Below are 15,177 nucleotides of genomic sequence, written 5' to 3' on the forward strand. Positions count from 1 at the left end.
CATGTCCAAGTTCTTCATCTTGCGCCCCAACTTCGCGTGGGTGGTGGCGCTGTTCATTTCCCTGGCCGGCCTGCTGGTCATTCCGCTGCTGCCGGTGGCGCAGTACCCCAACGTGGCGCCGCCGCAGATCACCGTCACCGCCACCTACCCCGGCGCCTCCGCCCAGGTGCTGGTGGACTCGGTCACCAGCGTGATCGAGGAGGAGCTCAACGGCGCCAAGGGCCTGCTCTACTTCGAATCCACCAGCAACTCCAACGGCACCGCCGAAGTGGTGGTCACCTTCCAGCCCGGCACCAACCCGGAGCTGGCCCAGGTGGACGTGCAGAACCGCCTGAAGAAGGCCGAGGCGCGCATGCCCCAGGCCGTGCTCACCCAGGGCCTGGAGGTCGAGCAGACCAGCGCCGGCTTCCTGCTGATCTATGCGCTCAACTACAAGGAGGGCGCCCAGCGCAGCGATACCACCGCCCTGGGCGACTACGCCGCGCGCAACATCAACAACGAGCTGCGCCGCGTACAAGGCGTCGGCAAGCTGCAGTTCTTCTCTTCCGAAGCGGCCATGCGCGTCTGGATCGACCCGCAGAAGCTGGTCGGCTACGGCCTCTCCATCGATGACGTGAGCAACGCCATCCGTGGCCAGAACGTGCAGGTGCCGGCCGGCGCCTTCGGCAGCTCGCCGGGCAGCGCGGCCCAGGAAGTGACCGCGACCCTGGCGGTGAAAGGCACCCTGGACGATCCGGCGGAGTTCGGCCGCATCGTGCTGCGCGCCAATCCCGACGGCTCCACCGTGAAGCTGGCGGACGTCGCGCGCCTGGAAGTGGGCAGCGAAAGCTACAACTTCGCCTCGCGCCTGAACGGCAAGCCGGCGGTGGCCGGCGCCATCCAGCTCTCCCCCGGCGCCAACGCGCTGCAGACCGCCGCATTGGTGAAGGAACGCCTGGCCGAGCTGTCGGTGAACTTCCCCGACGACGTCGAGTATTCAGTGCCCTACGACACCTCGCGCTTCGTCGACGTGGCCATCGAGAAGGTGATCCACACCCTGATCGAAGCCATGGTGCTGGTGTTCCTGGTGATGTTCCTGTTCCTGCAGAACGTCCGCTACACGCTGATCCCGGCCATCGTGGTGCCGGTGTGCCTGCTGGGCACGCTGACGATGATGTACCTGCTGGGCTTCTCGGTGAACATGATGACCATGTTCGGCATGGTGCTGGCCATCGGCATCCTGGTGGACGACGCCATCGTGGTGGTGGAGAACGTCGAGCGGATCATGGCCGAGGAAGGCCTCTCCCCCGCCGCCGCCACGGTCAAGGCGATGGGCCAGGTGTCCGGCGCCATCGTCGGCATCACCCTGGTGCTCGCGGCGGTGTTCCTGCCGCTGGCGTTCATGGCCGGTTCCGTGGGCGTGATCTACCAGCAGTTCTCGCTGTCGCTGGCGGTGTCGATCCTGTTCTCCGGCTTCCTCGCCCTGACCTTCACCCCGGCGCTGTGCGCGACCCTGCTCAAGCCGATCCCTGAAGGCCACCACGAGAAGCGCGGCTTCTTCGGCGCCTTCAACCGCGGCTTCGCCCGCCTGACCGAGCGCTACACCCTGCTCAACAGCGCGCTGGTCAAGCGCGCCGGGCGCTACATGCTGGTCTACGCCGGCATCATCGCCGTGCTCGGCTACACCTATGTGCGCCTGCCGGAGTCCTTCGTGCCGGTGGAAGACCAGGGCTACATGATCGTCGACATCCAGCTGCCGCCGGGCGCCACCCGCGCGCGCACCGACCTCACCGGCCAGGAGCTGGAGCGCTACCTGCAATCCCGCGAGGCGGTGGACTCGGTGTTCCTGGTGATGGGCTTCAGCTTCTCCGGCATGGGCGAGAACGCCGCGCTGTCCTTCCCGACCCTGAAGGACTGGTCCGTGCGCAGCGCCGAGCAGTCCGCCGATGCCGAGGCCGCGCTGACCAACCAGCGCTTCGCCGGCCTCAGCGACGGCGCGATCATGGCGGTCACCCCGCCGCCGATCGACGGCCTGGGCAACTCCGGTGGCTTCTCGCTGCGCCTGCAGGACCGCGCCGGCCTCGGCCGCGAGGCGCTGCTGGCGGCCCGCGACCAACTGCTCGGGCAGGCCAACGGTAACCCGAAGATCCTCTACGCGATGATGGAGGGCCTCGCCGAGGCGCCGCAGCTGCGCCTGGAAATCGACCGCGACAAGGCGCGGACCCTCGGTGTGAGTTTCGAGTCGATCAGCAGCGCGCTGTCCACCGCCTTCGGCTCGTCGGTGATCAACGACTTCGCCAACGCCGGCCGCCAGCAACGCGTGGTGGTGCAGGCCGAACAGGGCGAACGAATGACCCCGGAAGCCGTGCTCAAGCTCTACGTGCCCAATGCCGGCGGTGAGCTGGTGCCGCTGTCCGCCTTCGTCAGCACCCGCTGGGAAGAAGGCCCGGTACAGCTGGTGCGCTACAACGGCTACCCGTCGATCCGCATCGCCGGCGACGCCGCGCCCGGCGTCAGCACCGGTGAAGCCATGGCCGAGATGCAGCGCCTGGTCGCCGACCTGCCGGCCGGCATCGGCTACGAGTGGACCGGCCTGTCCTTCCAGGAGAAGGTCGCCAGCGGCCAGGCGAGCCAGCTGTTCGCCCTCGCCATCCTGGTGGTGTTCCTGCTGCTGGTGGCGCTCTACGAGAGCTGGGCGATCCCGCTGTCGGTCATGCTGATCGTGCCCATCGGCGCCCTCGGCGCGGTGCTCGCGGTGATGGTCGTGGGCCTACCCAACGACGTGTACTTCAAGGTCGGCCTGATCACCATCATTGGTCTGGCGGCAAAGAACGCGATCCTCATCGTCGAGTTCGCCAAGGAACTCTGGGAGAAGGGCTACAGCCTGCGCGAGGCCGCCATCGAGGCCGCCCGCCTGCGCTTCCGCCCGATCATCATGACCTCCATGGCGTTCATCCTCGGCGTGGTGCCGCTGACCATCGCCAGCGGCGCCGGCGCCGCCAGCCAGCGTGCCATCGGCACCGGGGTGATTGGCGGGATGCTTAGCGCCACGCTGCTGGGGGTGATCTTCGTGCCCATCTGCTTCGTCTGGCTGCTGTCGCTGCTGCGCCGCAAGCCCAAACCCGCCCATCCATCCCTCGAGGCCACGGAGTGACCGCCATGCGCAAACCCGCCTTTACCGCGTCGGCCCTGCTGCTGGCGCTGGCCCCGCTCTTGATAGCCGGCTGCTCGATGGCGCCCACCTATGAGCGCCCCGAAGCGCCGGTGGCGGCGAACTGGAACAGTCCGGCCGCGCAAGTGGGTCAGTCCGCCAGCCACCTGGACTGGCAGACCTTCATCGTCGACAGCGAGCTGCGCGACCTGGTGAACATCGCCCTGAACAACAACCGCTCGCTGCGCCAGACCCTGCTGGACATCGAACAGGCCCGCGCGCAGTACCGCATCCAGCGTTCCGAGCGGGTGCCGGGCCTGAGCGCGGCGGCCAACGGCAACCGCCAGCGGCTGCCGGGTGACCTGTCGAGCAACGGAAGTTCCGGCGTCAGCAGCAGCTACCAGGTCGGCCTGTCGCTGCCCGAGTACGAGGTGGACCTGTTCGGCCGGGTGAAGAGCCTGACCGACGCCGCCCTGGAGCAGTACCTCGCCACCGAGGAAGCTGCGCGCAGTGCGCAGATCGCCCTGGTCGCCGAAGTCAGCCAGGCCTACCTGAGCTACGACGGCGCCCAGCGCCGCCTGCTGCTGACCGAGCAGACCCTGGCCAGCCGCGAGGACTCCCTCGCGCTGATCGCCCAGCGCCGCTCGGCCGGCGCCGCCACCGCACTGGATTACCAGGAGGCGCTGGGGCTGGTGGAACAGTCCCGCGCCGAACTGGAAAGCAACGCGCGGCAGAAGCAGCAGTCGCTCAATGCCCTGGTGCTGCTGCTCGGCACGCCGGACGCCGCCAGCCGCATCCCGCTGGTGCCGTTGGACAAACCCATGCTGGTCCAGGACATCGCGCCCGGCACGCCGTCCGAGCTGATCGAGCGGCGCCCGGACATCCGTGCCGCCGAGCACCAGCTCAAGGCGCGCAACGCCGACATCGGCGCGGCACGCGCGGCATTCTTCCCGCGCATCAGCCTGACTGGCAGCTTCGGCACCTCCAGTGCGGAAATGTCCGGGCTGTTCGACGGTGGTTCGCGCTCCTGGAGCTTCGTGCCGACGCTGTCGCTGCCGATCTTCGATGCCGGGCGCAACAGCGCCAACCTGGACCTGGCCAAGGTACGCAAGGACTCCGCCGTGGCCGCCTACGAAGGCACCATCCAGACCGCCTTCCGCGAAGTGGCTGACGCGCTGGCCGCCACCGACACCCTGCGCCGCGAGGAAGTCGCCCGCCGGGCGCTGGCCAACACTACCGAGGAGACGCTGAAGCTGGCCAAGGCGCGCTACGAAGGCGGCGTGGACAGCCACCTGCGCTACCTCGACGCGCAGCGCAGCAACTTCATCAATGAAGCGGCCTACATCGAGACCAGCACCCAGCGGCAGATCGCCCTGGTCGACCTGTTCCGCGCGCTGGGCGGTGGCTGGGATGGCAAGCCGGTGGCGCAGCGCTGACCCGCCATCTTGGCTCCTGCACTGTTTTCTTCTGGTATTTCGTGCCAAGAGCCTCCCTCTCCCCAACCCTCTCCCTGAAGGGAGAGGGGACCGTTCGGCGCAGCTTGATGCAGTTGCGTCAGCCGGCACGGAAAGCTCCCTCTCTCTTTGGAGCGGGGCGCGCAGCCAGGGCGGGGGGAGAGGGCAGCCCTGGCGCGATATTTCAGGTAGGAGCGGATCTTATCCGCGATGCGCCGACATGGCCGGCGCCCAATGGGACCGCGTAAGGCATCGGCACTCCCCTGTCGCCACAGATTTCTTCGCAATGGATTTCGCGGACAAGGTCCGCTCCTACAGGTCAGCGCCCTACCCCGCCAATCACGCGTCGAACACCGGCCGGAAGAAACTCCGCTCGTAGCTGATGATGCAGCGGGTTTCCTCGGCGTAGCGGAACGCGGCCTGGCAGTCGGGATCGATCATCGACTGCTGCCGGTAGCGTTCGTAGTCGGCCAGGCTCGGGAAGCTGAACATCGCCAGCGCGATATTGCTGGCCCCCTCCGACGGCATGAAATAGCCGTGGTGCTTGCCGCCGAACTTCTCCACCAGGCCGATCCAGAGCCGGCCGTAGTGTTCGAATTCCTTGAGCTTGTAAGAGTCCAGTACGTAACGCAGGTGGCAGGTAACCATCTCGTTGGCTCGCTTCAGGCAGGTGAGTGAGAGCACCACTCTACCGAACGAACCTTGCGCGGCGACAGCAGCAATACCGGCAATATCGGTAACTTTCCGCCAATCCTCCGGCCTTTGGCTTCAGCGCAAGACCGGCGGCGAGTCAGTCGATCAGCGAGGAGTCTCGAGAAAACCCGCCCATGAAAAAGGGAGCCGCTTGGCTCCCTTTTTCATGGACCTGTATCAGGCGAAGACGAAGTACTTGCGCACCGTTTCCACCACTTCCCAGGTGCCTTTCATGCCCGGCTCGATGACGAACACGTCGCCGGCACGCAGGTGGATCGGCTGCTCGCCCTCGGGGGTGATGATGCAGTAGCCGTCCTGGAAGTGGCAGTACTCCCACTTCTCGTAGTTCACCTCGAACTTGCCGGGGGTGCAGATCCAGGTGCCCATGATCTTGCTGCCGTCCTTCGAGGTGTAGGCATTCAGGTTGACGGTGTGCGGGTCGCCGCCGATGCGCTTCCACTTGGTGGCGTCCAGCACCGGGGTCGGACAGGTTTCGCGCAGAACGGTAATGAAATCGGACATCTCGGCTCCAGGTCGATGCAACGGAAGGACCGTCACCATAGGCCCGCGCGCGCCGGGGAATTTGCCTGGGGCCGACCTCCGGATGCCAGCTGGCGCTCAGGCCACGGGCATCCCGAAGCAGTGCCGGGGCTGCGGGAAGCGTCGCTCACGCACATCGCTGGCGAAGCGCGCCGCGGCCTCGGCAATCAACTCGTCCACCCGCACGTAGCCCTCGGCGAAGCGCGGCATATGCTCGCCGCCCAGGCCCAGCATGTCCTCGGTCACCAATACCTGGCCGGCACAGACAGGCGAGGCGCCAATGCCGATCACCGGAATCTCCAGCGCCTCGCACACCTGACGCGACACCGCCTCCAGCGTGCCCTCCAACACCAGAGAGAAGGCGCCCGCCTCGGCCACCGCGCGGGCATCGCGCAGCACCGCGGCCTGCCCCACAGACTCCTTGCCCTGGACCCGGAATCCGCCCATCGAGTTGACCTTCTGCGGCATCAGACCCACATGGCCCATCACCGGGATGCCGCGCTGCACGAGGAAGGCGATGGTCTCGGCCATCTCCGCGCCGCCCTCCACCTTGACCGCCTGCGCACCGCTTTCCGCCAGAATGCGTGCGGCACTGAGAAAGGCCTGCTGCGGCGAAGCCTGGTAGCTGGCGAACGGCAGATCGACCACCACGCAGGCATGGCGCGATCCACGGACCACGGCGGCGCCGTGGGCGATCATCATGTCCAGGCTCACCGCCAGGGTATGCGGCATGCCGTACAGCACCATGCCCAGCGAATCGCCCACCAGCAGCACATCGACATGCTCGTCGAGCAGTTGCGCCATCGGCGTCGAATAGGCGGTCAGCACCACCAGGCTGCCCGTCTCGCGGCGCTGGCGGATGTCGTGGATGGAAAGGCGGCGGTCGTGGCGATGGCTGCTCATGGGCTCTCCCGTGCATGGCTGATGTCGAACACGGAAGACGCTACCATCGCCCTTCGTGGCCGACTTCAGGGATAGGGACGAGATATGCCGCCAACAGGACAAAATGAACTCACGCTGCCCGGCTTCGCCGCCCTGCCCCGCCCCTTCTGGCTGCGCGCCTTCGAGATGCCGGCCGGACATCGCGTCCAGGCCCATGCCCACCCCTGGGGCCAACTGATGTACGCCGCCGCCGGCGTACTGGAAACCTGCACCGAACAACGCGCCTGCGTGATACCGCAGCGCCATGCGGTATGGCTGCCCGCCGGCGTGGCGCACAGTGCGCACGCCAGGACCCGCGTGACGTTCCGCAGCCTCTACCTGGAGCCCGGCATTGCCGCACGGCTCGGCGAGTGCCGCGTACTGGCCATCTCGCCGCTGCTCGACGGGCTGATCCAGCGCGCCGCCGAGTTCCCCCGCGACTATCCCGACCACGGCCCGGAAGACCGCCTCCTGCACGTACTGCTGGACGAGCTGCTGCGCGCGCCGGAATCCGGGCTGTCCCTGCCGCTGCCGCGCGACCCACGGCTGCGGCGCATCACCGACGAGCTGCAACGCCAGCCCGGCCAGCGGCTCGGCATCGACGACTGGGCCAGCCGCGTGGGCGCGTCGCGGCGCACCCTCGCCCGGCTGTTCCGTGAGGAAACCGGCCTGTCGTTCCGCGAATGGCGCGAACAGGCGCGCCTGCTTGCCGCGCTGCCACGCCTGGAGCAGGGCGACTCCGTCACCCGCGTCGCCGGCGAACTGGGCTACGACTCGACCTCGGCGTTCATCGAACTGTTCCAGCGGCGCCTGGGCATGACGCCGGGTGCAATGACCAGACGTTTGCGCGGATCGACGGCGGACTGAAGCACAACGCGAGCGAACTCAGTCGCGCGAGCGGCGGCTGCTGGCGATCAACCCGCTGGCGCGAGCGCGCAATTGCCCGCAGCCGCCGTCGACATCCTGCCCGGCGCTGTTGCGCACCTTGGTCAGCACGCCGCGGCTGTGCAGGTAGCGGACGATCTCATTGATGCGCTCGCCATCCGGGCGCTGGTACTGGTCGCCTTCGAGGCTGTTGAAGGGGATCAGGTTGAGGACGCCGAACTTGCCCTTGAGCAGCCGCAGGATGCCGTCGAGTTCGTCCTGGCCGTCGTTGATGCCCTTGAGCAGCGTCCACTGGTACTGGATGGGGTAACCGGTTTGCCGGGCGTAGGCCTCGCCCAGTTCCACCAGTTCGTCGGGGCTGAGCTTCGGCGCGCGCGGCAGCAGTTGCTCGCGCAATTCGGCATTGCTGGTGTGCAGCGAGAGCGCCAGCGCCGGCTTGATCCGCTGCTGCGGCAGGCGCTCGAACACGCGCGGATCGCCCACGGTGGAGAACACCAGGTTCTTGTGGCCGATACCGCCCTCGGTGCCGAGGCGGTCGATGGCTTCGAGCACGTTGTCGAGGTTGTGCGCCGGTTCGCCCATGCCCATGAACACCACGCGCTTCACCGGTCGCAGCCGGCGGGCCAGCACCACCTGGGCGAGGATTTCCATGGCGCTGAGCTGGCGCAGCAGACCGCTCTTGCCGGTCATGCAGAACAGGCAGCCCACCGCGCAACCGACCTGGGTGGACACGCACACGCCGCCGCGCGGCAGCAGCACGCTCTCCACCATCTGCCCATCGCGCAGTTGCACCAGCAGGCGCTCGGAGCCGTCCGCGCCGGGATGGCGGGAATGCAACCGCGCCAGCTGCTCCAGCTCGGCGACGATTTCCGCCACGCCGTTGCGTACCGCCAGGGGCAGGAAATTCTCCGTCGCCTGGCGCTTGGTGCCGGCGTCCAGCGCCCTGCCCTGCAACCAGGCGCGCAGCATCCGGGCGCGATGCCGGGGCAGCGCGCCAAGGTCGGCGAGGCGTTGATCGAGGTCGGTGAAGTGCATGGGGCGCGCATGCTACCACCGGCGGGGATTGCGGCGTAGCGCAAGCTGTCGCCGCGCTCGCACTGGAGCGATGGGCGCGGCGGTGCTAGGGTCAGCCCTTGCCCATCGCAACAGGATGTTCGCCATGCGCCTGACCGGCCTGCTCGTACTCAGCTGCTCACTCACCCTCACCAGCATTTCCCCGGCCAACGCCATGACGCCCGACTTCGACGCCAAGGTGCAGAAGGCCGCCGAGGCGGTGATGCGCGAGAACGGCATTACCGGGCTTGCGATCGGCGTCACCGACAACGGCGAGCAGCGCTTCTACAACTTCGGCCTGGCCTCGCGGGAGAACCACCAGCCGGTCACCAGCGACACGCTGTTCGAGATCGGCTCGATCAGCAAGACCTTCACCGTGACCCTCGCCGCCTTCGCCCAGGCCGCCGGCAAGCTGTCGCTCACGGACAGCCCTACCCGCTACATGCCGGAACTGCGCGGCAGCGCCCTGGACAAGGTCAGCCTGATCAACCTCGCCACCCACACCGCCGGCGGCTTCCCGCTGCAGATTCCCGACACGGTACAGACGCCGGAGCAGCTCACCCAGTACTACAACGACTGGCAGCCGCAGTACCTCGCCGGCAGCCAGCGCACCTACGCCAACCCGAGCATCGCCCTGGTCGGCTTCGCCACCGAACGTGCACTGGACGTACCCTTCAAGACGGCGATGCAGCGCAACCTGTTCGCCCCGCTGGGTCTCACCAACACCCATATCGAAGTGCCGGTCACCCGCCAGGGTTACTACGCCCAGGGCTACGACAAGGACGACGCGCCGGTGCGGATCAACCCCGACGTACTGGCCGACATGGCCTATGGCGTGCGCTCCAGCAGCCGCGACCTGCTGCATTTCGTGGAGATCCAGCTGGGCCGGGTCAAGCTGGGTGAGAAGCTGCAGGCCGCGATCGACGCCACCCGCACCGGCTACTACAAGGTCGGCCCGATGACCCAGGACCTGATCTGGGAGCAGTACGCCTACCCGCCGAAACTGGCGGAGCTGCAGCAGTACAACGGCAGCCAGATGATCCAGGGCAGCCAGCAGGTCACCGCCATCACCCCACCGCTGCCGCCGCAGCAGAAGGTCTGGGTGAACAAGACCGGCGCCACCGCCGGCTTCGGCGCCTACGTGGCCTTCGTGCCGGCCAAGCAGCGCGGCATCGTGCTGCTCGCCAACCGCAACTACCCCAACGAGGTGCGGGTGAAGCTGGCCTGGGACATCCTCTCGCGGCTGCAGTGAGCTCAGAACCTGTTTACGATCTGCTGTGCGTTGGCATAACTGCGTTAAAAACAGGCTCGGAATGCTCATTTACAGCACGTAAACTCCGCTTCCTCGCCTGTTTTTGCCTTGTTCTGCTCTAGCTCGCGAGATCGTAAACAGGTTCTCAGGCGTCGGCCTGGGCCTTGAGAAACAGCGCAAACAGCTCCGGCTGCGACTTGATGTTCAGCTTGGCGTAGATGTGCCGGCGGTGGACCTTCACCGTCTCGGCCGAGATATCCAGCTTGTTCGCCACTTCCTTGTTCGAGCAGCCACCGAGCATCAGGCGGATCACGTCCAGCTCACGGGCGGTCAGCGGCGTGCCGAGGCGCGCCATCGCCGCCTCCAGGTCGCCCTGCCAGCGCGGCACCTGGCGCGCCGGCTGCTCGGCCATGGCGCCTTCGAAGAACAGGCGCTGGCGCATCAGCCCGGCGACCCAGGGGCGGATCAGGTCCAGCAGCGCAATCTGCTCCACCGTGAAGCGCCGCCTGCTGCCCAGCGACAGGCACAGGGTGCGCGTCTCGTCGAGCTGCACGTTGTACTGCACCTCGTCCTCCTTGACGTTGCGGTCGAAGTACAGCCGGTAGTACTCGGTCTGGCGAAAACGCTCGGGCGCCACCTCGGACAGGCGGAACAACCCGCTGCCGGGCCTTTCGCGGTTGGCGACGTAGAACGGGTCGAGCAGGTACAGGCCCTTGATGTAGTCGTGGAACAGCGGATCGGGTGACTCCCCTTCGTAGGGGCTCTCGGCGAACAGGTAGGGCCGGCCATCGCTGAACAGCAGCGCCACCCAGTTATCCAGCGGCACGTACTCATCCAGCACCCGCGCCAGTGCAGGCCAGAAGCCGGGCCGGTCGAGCGACTCGACCAACTGCCCCACCGACCGGTGCCAGGCCACATCCGCAAGGCTCAGGTTCATCCGCATACCCCCCCGGGGTTAACTACTCGACGTGATAGGAAATCCTTAGGCGAAACGCATACTTGCATTGCCTCCGGGGCCTTGTCACTGGCCCCGGAGGGACCCACTCGAACAACAACAAGGCCCGACAATGAAACTCGAACTGGTACAGCTGGCAGGCCGCGACGGCGACACCGCCTACAACCTACAGCGCATCCTCAAGGCCATCGCCACCTGCGCGCCGGACACCGATCTGGTGGTCTTCCACGAGTCGCAGATCACCGGCTTCCTCGACGCCGGCAACATCGCCGCCAACGCCGAGCCCCTCGACGGCCCGAGCGTGCGCGCCATCGTCCAAGCCGCCCGCGACCATGAAGTCGCCGTGGTGGTCGGGCTGATCGAGAACGATGGCGGACGCTTCTACAACACCACGCTGTTCATCGCCCCCGAAGGCATCCAGGCGCACTACCGCAAGACCCACCTGTGGGTCTCCGAACCCGGCCTGGTGGAGCCTGGCGACCGCTACGTGACCTTCCCGTGGCGCGGCGTGCGCATCGGCCTGCTGATCTGCTTCGATGCCGAGTTTCCCGAGACCGCCCGCGCCGTGGCCGAGCTGGGCGCCGAGCTGATCCTGGTCACCGACGGCAACATGGAGCCCTACGGCCACGTGCACCGCACCTCCATCGCCGCCCGCGCGCAGGAGAACCAGGTGTTCGCCGTGGTGGTGAACCGCGTGGGCAGCGGCGACGACGACCTGATCTTCGCCGGCGGCAGCGCCGCGTTCGATCCCTTCGGCCACCTGCTGTTCGAAACCGGGCGCGAGGAATGCCGGCACAGCATCGAACTGGACTTCACCCGGCTCGCTGCAGCCCGCGAGTTGTACGACTATCACCGGGAGAAACGCTTCCGCCTGCCGGGCGAGCGCATCGAGCACGCCGACGGCCGCCGCGAACTGCTGATTCCCTGAAGCGAGCCGCCCTTTACCGGTTGCAACCTGCCCATAACAATTCCAATGAAAACCGCCGGCGCTCCCCACGGAGGACGGCCAGGAGCATCCCATGAAAGCCCCCCGTTTACTGGCATCGGCCCTGGCGCTGGCCAACCTGATCGGCGCGCCCCTCGGCGGCGCCTGGGCCGCCGACGGCCCCACCGTGCACCTGTACAACTGGTACGACTTCATCGCCCCCGAGACGCCCAAGGAGTTCCAGCAGGAAAGCGGCATCACCCCGGTGCTGGACGTGTTCGACAACGCCGAGGTGATGCAGAGCAAGCTGATGGCCGGGCGCACCGGCTACGACGTGGTAGTCATCAGCGGCGACGTCATGCCCAACCTGATCAAGGCCGGCGTACTGCAGGAACTGGACCGCACCAAGTTGCCGAACTGGCCGCACCTGGACCCGGAAGTGCTCGCCACCCTGCAGAAGAACGACCCCGGCAACCGCTATGGCGCGCCCTACCTCTGGGGCACCACCGGCATCGGCTACGACGTCGACAAGATTCACGAGCTGTTCGGCGACCAGGCGCCGGTGAACACCTGGGACCTGATCTTCAAGGAAGAGAACATCGCCAAGCTCAGCCAGTGCGGCGTCGCCATGCTCGACTCGCCGACGGAGATCGTCCCCATCGCCCTGCACTACCTGGGTCTGCCGCCCAACAGCCAGAACCCCGACGACTACCGCAAGGCCGAGGAGCTGCTGCTGAAGATCCGCCCCTACGTGCGCTACTTCGACTCCTCGAAATTCATCACCGACCTGGCCAACGGCAACACCTGTGCGGTGGTCGGCTGGGAAGGCGGGGTGTTCGATGCGCGGCTCACCGCCGAGCGCGCGGGCAATGGCCGCAAGATCGCCTACAGCATCCCCCGCGAAGGCGCGCCGGTGTGGGTGGAAAGCTTCGTGCTGCTCAAGGATGCACCACATCCCGAGCAGGGCCTGACCTTCATCGACTACATGCTGCGGCCGCAGGTGATCGCCAAGAGCTCCGACTACGTCGGCTACCCCAACGCCAACCGCGATGCCACGACGCTGGTGAACGCGAAGCTGCGCGACGACCCCGGCGCCTATCCATCGAAGGAAGTGATGGCCACGCTGTTCCCCCTCGAACCCCTGCCACTGAAGGCGGAGCGGGTGCGCACGCGGGTGTGGAGCAAGGTCAAGACCGGTACCTGACTCCGCTCATCACCGGCGAGGCTGGCCACCGGCGCCGCGCTACGGCTGTCGTTCCGTTAGCGAGCGCAGACGTCAGTCGCTGGCCAGCTCGAACAGCTGCCAGCGCACCGAACTGACGCCCTTCTCCAGGCTGATGCGGCTGACCATGCGCTCCAGCTGGCCGGCGGCCCCATGGCCGCCGAGCAGCTCGGCGCGCACTTCCAGCCAGGTCGGGTTGGGCTGGTCTTCGCTGTGCAGCGATTGCAGGCGCAGCTCGCCGCCGTCCAGGCTGTGCAGCATCAGGCTGCGCACCTGGATCTCATCCTCGGCGCGGCAGACGATGGCCACCCCGTAACGCTGCTCCGCCTCGCTGGCCGGCAGCACCTCCTGATGGTTCAGGCGCTGGGCGATGTCGCGCAGCAGGATGTTGGCGCACAGCACCACCAGGCTGCCCAGCGCGGCTTCCAGCAGCAGCCCCATGCTGCACAGCACGCCGATGGCGGCGGTGCACCAGAGCGTGGCGGCGGTGTTCAGGCCACGCACGTTCAGGCCATCGCGCATGATCACGCCGCCACCGAGGAAACCGATTCCGGAAACCACATAGGCGGCGATGCGCGGCGCATCGGCCGACAGGCCCGGCATGGCCTGGGTCATCAGCACGAACAGGCAGGCGCCAGTGCTGACCAGGGCGTTGGTGCGCAGCCCGGTGAGGCGCTGGCGCAGCTGGCGTTCGGCGCCGATCAGGGCGCCCAGGGCGAGTGCCGCGGCGACCCGCAGCAGGAAGATTTTCCAATCCATGTTCCACCTCGTATCCGGCGCGTGGCCGGTCCATGCGCCGGGTGGGGCCGGCGCGCTATCGGGGGATGGATCGCGAGAGATCGAAGGGCCTGGCGAGGCCCCGGAGGGGAATGGTGAGGCGTCATCCGCGGGGGATGCGTATCGCCACTGTCCGCAACGCAGCGAGACAGCGGCAGGGTTCTGCCGGACGGCTCGCTGTTCAGACCTGTCGCAATCGACCAGGGCAAGTGTCCAAGGCAGGACTCCTGTGCAAGTTGAAAAAAAAGCGACCGGACCCGGTGTGAGCACTATCCGGGACAGCTCCGGCCGCAAGTCTTCATCCTCCTCGCGCCGCCTTAAGGTTTCATTAGGAGCAAGCGCGCCGGAGTAGTGCCGGTGCCGTCCCTGGCCTGGCGCGCTCGACTGAACATCGCGGTGGGCGTCTGGCCGGAATACCATGGCGAACGAAAAGTGCATCAGCCCGCCCAGCAGGAGAGCCCCATGCCGTTGCCCGTCAGCACCCGCGAACACTGGATCGGCACCGAAAAGGGCCAGCTCTTCGCCCAGGACTGGACGCCCGCCGACGCGCGCGACGAGCCCATCCTGCTGCTGCATGACTCCCTGGGCTGCGTGGCGCTGTGGCGGGACTTCCCGGAACACCTCGCGCGTGCCACCGGCCGCCCGGTGATCGCCTACGACCGCCTGGGCTTCGGCCGCTCCGAACGCTACCCCGGCGCCCTGCCCCTGGGCTTCATCGACGACGAGGCACGGGAGCACTTCCCGGCATTGCAACGGCACTTCGGCTTCGAGCGCTGCGTGGTGTTCGGCCACAGCGTCGGCGGCGCCATGGCAGTGGCCTGCGCGGCACAGCATCCGCAGGCCTGCGCGGCGCTGATCACCGAATCGGCCCAGGCCTTCGTCGAGCACCAGACCCGCGACGGCATCCGCGCCGCCGAACAGGAATTCGCCAGGGAGGGTCAGCTGGAGCGCCTGCAGAAGTACCACGGCGACAAGGCCTTCTGGGTACTGCGCGCCTGGGTCGATACCTGGCTGTCGAACGACTTCAGCGACTGGAACCTCGACGCCGAACTGGCGCTGGTGAAATGCCCGATCCTCAGCCTGCATGGCGAGCAGGACGAATACGGCTCGGCGGCGCACCCCGAACGCCTCACCTCTGTGCCGGGCGTGCCCACGGTACTGACGTTGCTGCCCGACTGCGGCCACGTCCCGCACCGCCAGCAGCAGTCGGCGGTGCTGGACGCGGTGGGCGATTTCCTCCGGCGCTTCGGCGGCGCGACGGCAGGCTAGACGAGTACCTCAACACCGCCCGGAACAAACCCAAGCCTCGTTCCAGAGCGGCCGGTTCGCTGTCGCCACGCTAGACCATGGTCGCAAAGACCTCGCCCACC

13 protein-coding genes are annotated in these 15,177 nt (G+C 67.3%); 7 read left to right on the forward strand and 6 right to left on the reverse strand.

Annotated elements, in window-relative coordinates; translation table 11 throughout:
- Nucleotide 1: 1 nt before the first annotated feature.
- Both ACNFBT_RS21665 and ACNFBT_RS21670 read left to right on the forward strand, forming a co-directional pair.
- Nucleotides 2-3,133 carry a multidrug efflux RND transporter permease subunit gene (locus tag ACNFBT_RS21665; RefSeq protein ID WP_416752795.1) on the forward strand — a complete coding sequence of 1,044 codons (3,132 nt, stop codon included), beginning with the start codon at nucleotides 2-4 and terminating at the stop codon, nucleotides 3,131-3,133.
- 5 nt (nucleotides 3,134-3,138) lie between these two features.
- On the forward strand, nucleotides 3,139-4,566 hold the full coding sequence (locus tag ACNFBT_RS21670; protein ID WP_416752796.1) for an efflux transporter outer membrane subunit: 1,428 nt from the start codon (nucleotides 3,139-3,141) through the stop codon (nucleotides 4,564-4,566).
- Between the two features lie 357 nt (nucleotides 4,567-4,923).
- Here the strand turns inward: ACNFBT_RS21670 and ACNFBT_RS21675 are convergent, their stop codons facing one another.
- The 3 genes from ACNFBT_RS21675 to panB form a co-directional block, all read right to left on the reverse strand.
- Nucleotides 4,924-5,232 (reverse strand): NIPSNAP family protein, encoded by a 309-nt coding sequence (locus ACNFBT_RS21675; RefSeq protein WP_416752797.1) that lies wholly within the window; start codon nucleotides 5,230-5,232, stop codon nucleotides 4,924-4,926.
- A gap of 222 nt (nucleotides 5,233-5,454) precedes the next feature.
- Entirely contained in the window at nucleotides 5,455-5,799 is a 345-nt protein-coding gene (locus tag ACNFBT_RS21680; protein ID WP_416752798.1) for a cupin domain-containing protein, read from the reverse strand.
- A gap of 96 nt (nucleotides 5,800-5,895) precedes the next feature.
- The gene (gene panB, locus ACNFBT_RS21685) at nucleotides 5,896-6,720 is read right to left on the reverse strand and encodes a 3-methyl-2-oxobutanoate hydroxymethyltransferase (RefSeq protein ID WP_416752799.1); all 825 of its coding nucleotides are present in this window, start codon (nucleotides 6,718-6,720) and stop codon (nucleotides 5,896-5,898) included.
- Between the two features lie 84 nt (nucleotides 6,721-6,804).
- On the opposite strand from panB, the gene ACNFBT_RS21690 reads away from it, so the two are divergent.
- Nucleotides 6,805-7,605 (forward strand): helix-turn-helix domain-containing protein, encoded by an 801-nt coding sequence (locus tag ACNFBT_RS21690; RefSeq protein WP_416752800.1) that lies wholly within the window; start codon nucleotides 6,805-6,807, stop codon nucleotides 7,603-7,605.
- 18 nt (nucleotides 7,606-7,623) lie between these two features.
- Here the strand turns inward: ACNFBT_RS21690 and ACNFBT_RS21695 are convergent, their stop codons facing one another.
- Nucleotides 7,624-8,658: an RNA methyltransferase gene (locus ACNFBT_RS21695; protein ID WP_416752801.1), complete on the reverse strand. Its 1,035-nt coding sequence runs from the start codon at nucleotides 8,656-8,658 to the stop codon at nucleotides 7,624-7,626.
- 124 nt (nucleotides 8,659-8,782) lie between these two features.
- Between ACNFBT_RS21695 and ampC the strand changes: the two genes are divergently transcribed.
- Entirely contained in the window at nucleotides 8,783-9,928 is a 1,146-nt protein-coding gene (gene ampC, locus ACNFBT_RS21700) for a class C beta-lactamase (protein ID WP_416752802.1), read from the forward strand.
- Nucleotides 9,929-10,073: 145 nt separating this feature from the next.
- On the opposite strand, the gene ACNFBT_RS21705 is transcribed toward ampC, so the two are convergent.
- Entirely contained in the window at nucleotides 10,074-10,865 is a 792-nt protein-coding gene (locus ACNFBT_RS21705; protein WP_416752803.1) for a LuxR C-terminal-related transcriptional regulator, read from the reverse strand.
- Between the two features lie 130 nt (nucleotides 10,866-10,995).
- On the opposite strand from ACNFBT_RS21705, the gene ACNFBT_RS21710 reads away from it, so the two are divergent.
- Together ACNFBT_RS21710 and ACNFBT_RS21715 are read left to right on the forward strand one after the other, a co-directional pair.
- The gene (locus tag ACNFBT_RS21710; protein ID WP_416752804.1) at nucleotides 10,996-11,811 is read left to right on the forward strand and encodes a carbon-nitrogen hydrolase family protein; all 816 of its coding nucleotides are present in this window, start codon (nucleotides 10,996-10,998) and stop codon (nucleotides 11,809-11,811) included.
- Between the two features lie 91 nt (nucleotides 11,812-11,902).
- On the forward strand, nucleotides 11,903-13,012 hold the full coding sequence (locus ACNFBT_RS21715) for a polyamine ABC transporter substrate-binding protein (RefSeq protein WP_416752805.1): 1,110 nt from the start codon (nucleotides 11,903-11,905) through the stop codon (nucleotides 13,010-13,012).
- A gap of 72 nt (nucleotides 13,013-13,084) precedes the next feature.
- Here ACNFBT_RS21715 and ACNFBT_RS21720 read toward each other — a convergent pair whose 3' ends face one another.
- A complete protein-coding gene (locus tag ACNFBT_RS21720) occupies nucleotides 13,085-13,789 on the reverse strand; it encodes an MgtC/SapB family protein (protein WP_416752806.1) in 705 nt (234 codons plus the stop codon).
- A 480-nt stretch (nucleotides 13,790-14,269) separates the two neighbouring features.
- On the opposite strand from ACNFBT_RS21720, the gene ACNFBT_RS21725 reads away from it, so the two are divergent.
- Complete coding sequence (locus ACNFBT_RS21725) at nucleotides 14,270-15,076, forward strand: alpha/beta fold hydrolase (protein ID WP_416752807.1); 807 nt, start codon at nucleotides 14,270-14,272, stop codon at nucleotides 15,074-15,076.
- Nucleotides 15,077-15,177: the final 101 nt, after the last annotated feature.

The organism is Pseudomonas sp. NY15181 (assembly GCF_048068055.1).
GTDB lineage: Bacteria > Pseudomonadota > Gammaproteobacteria > Pseudomonadales > Pseudomonadaceae > Pseudomonas.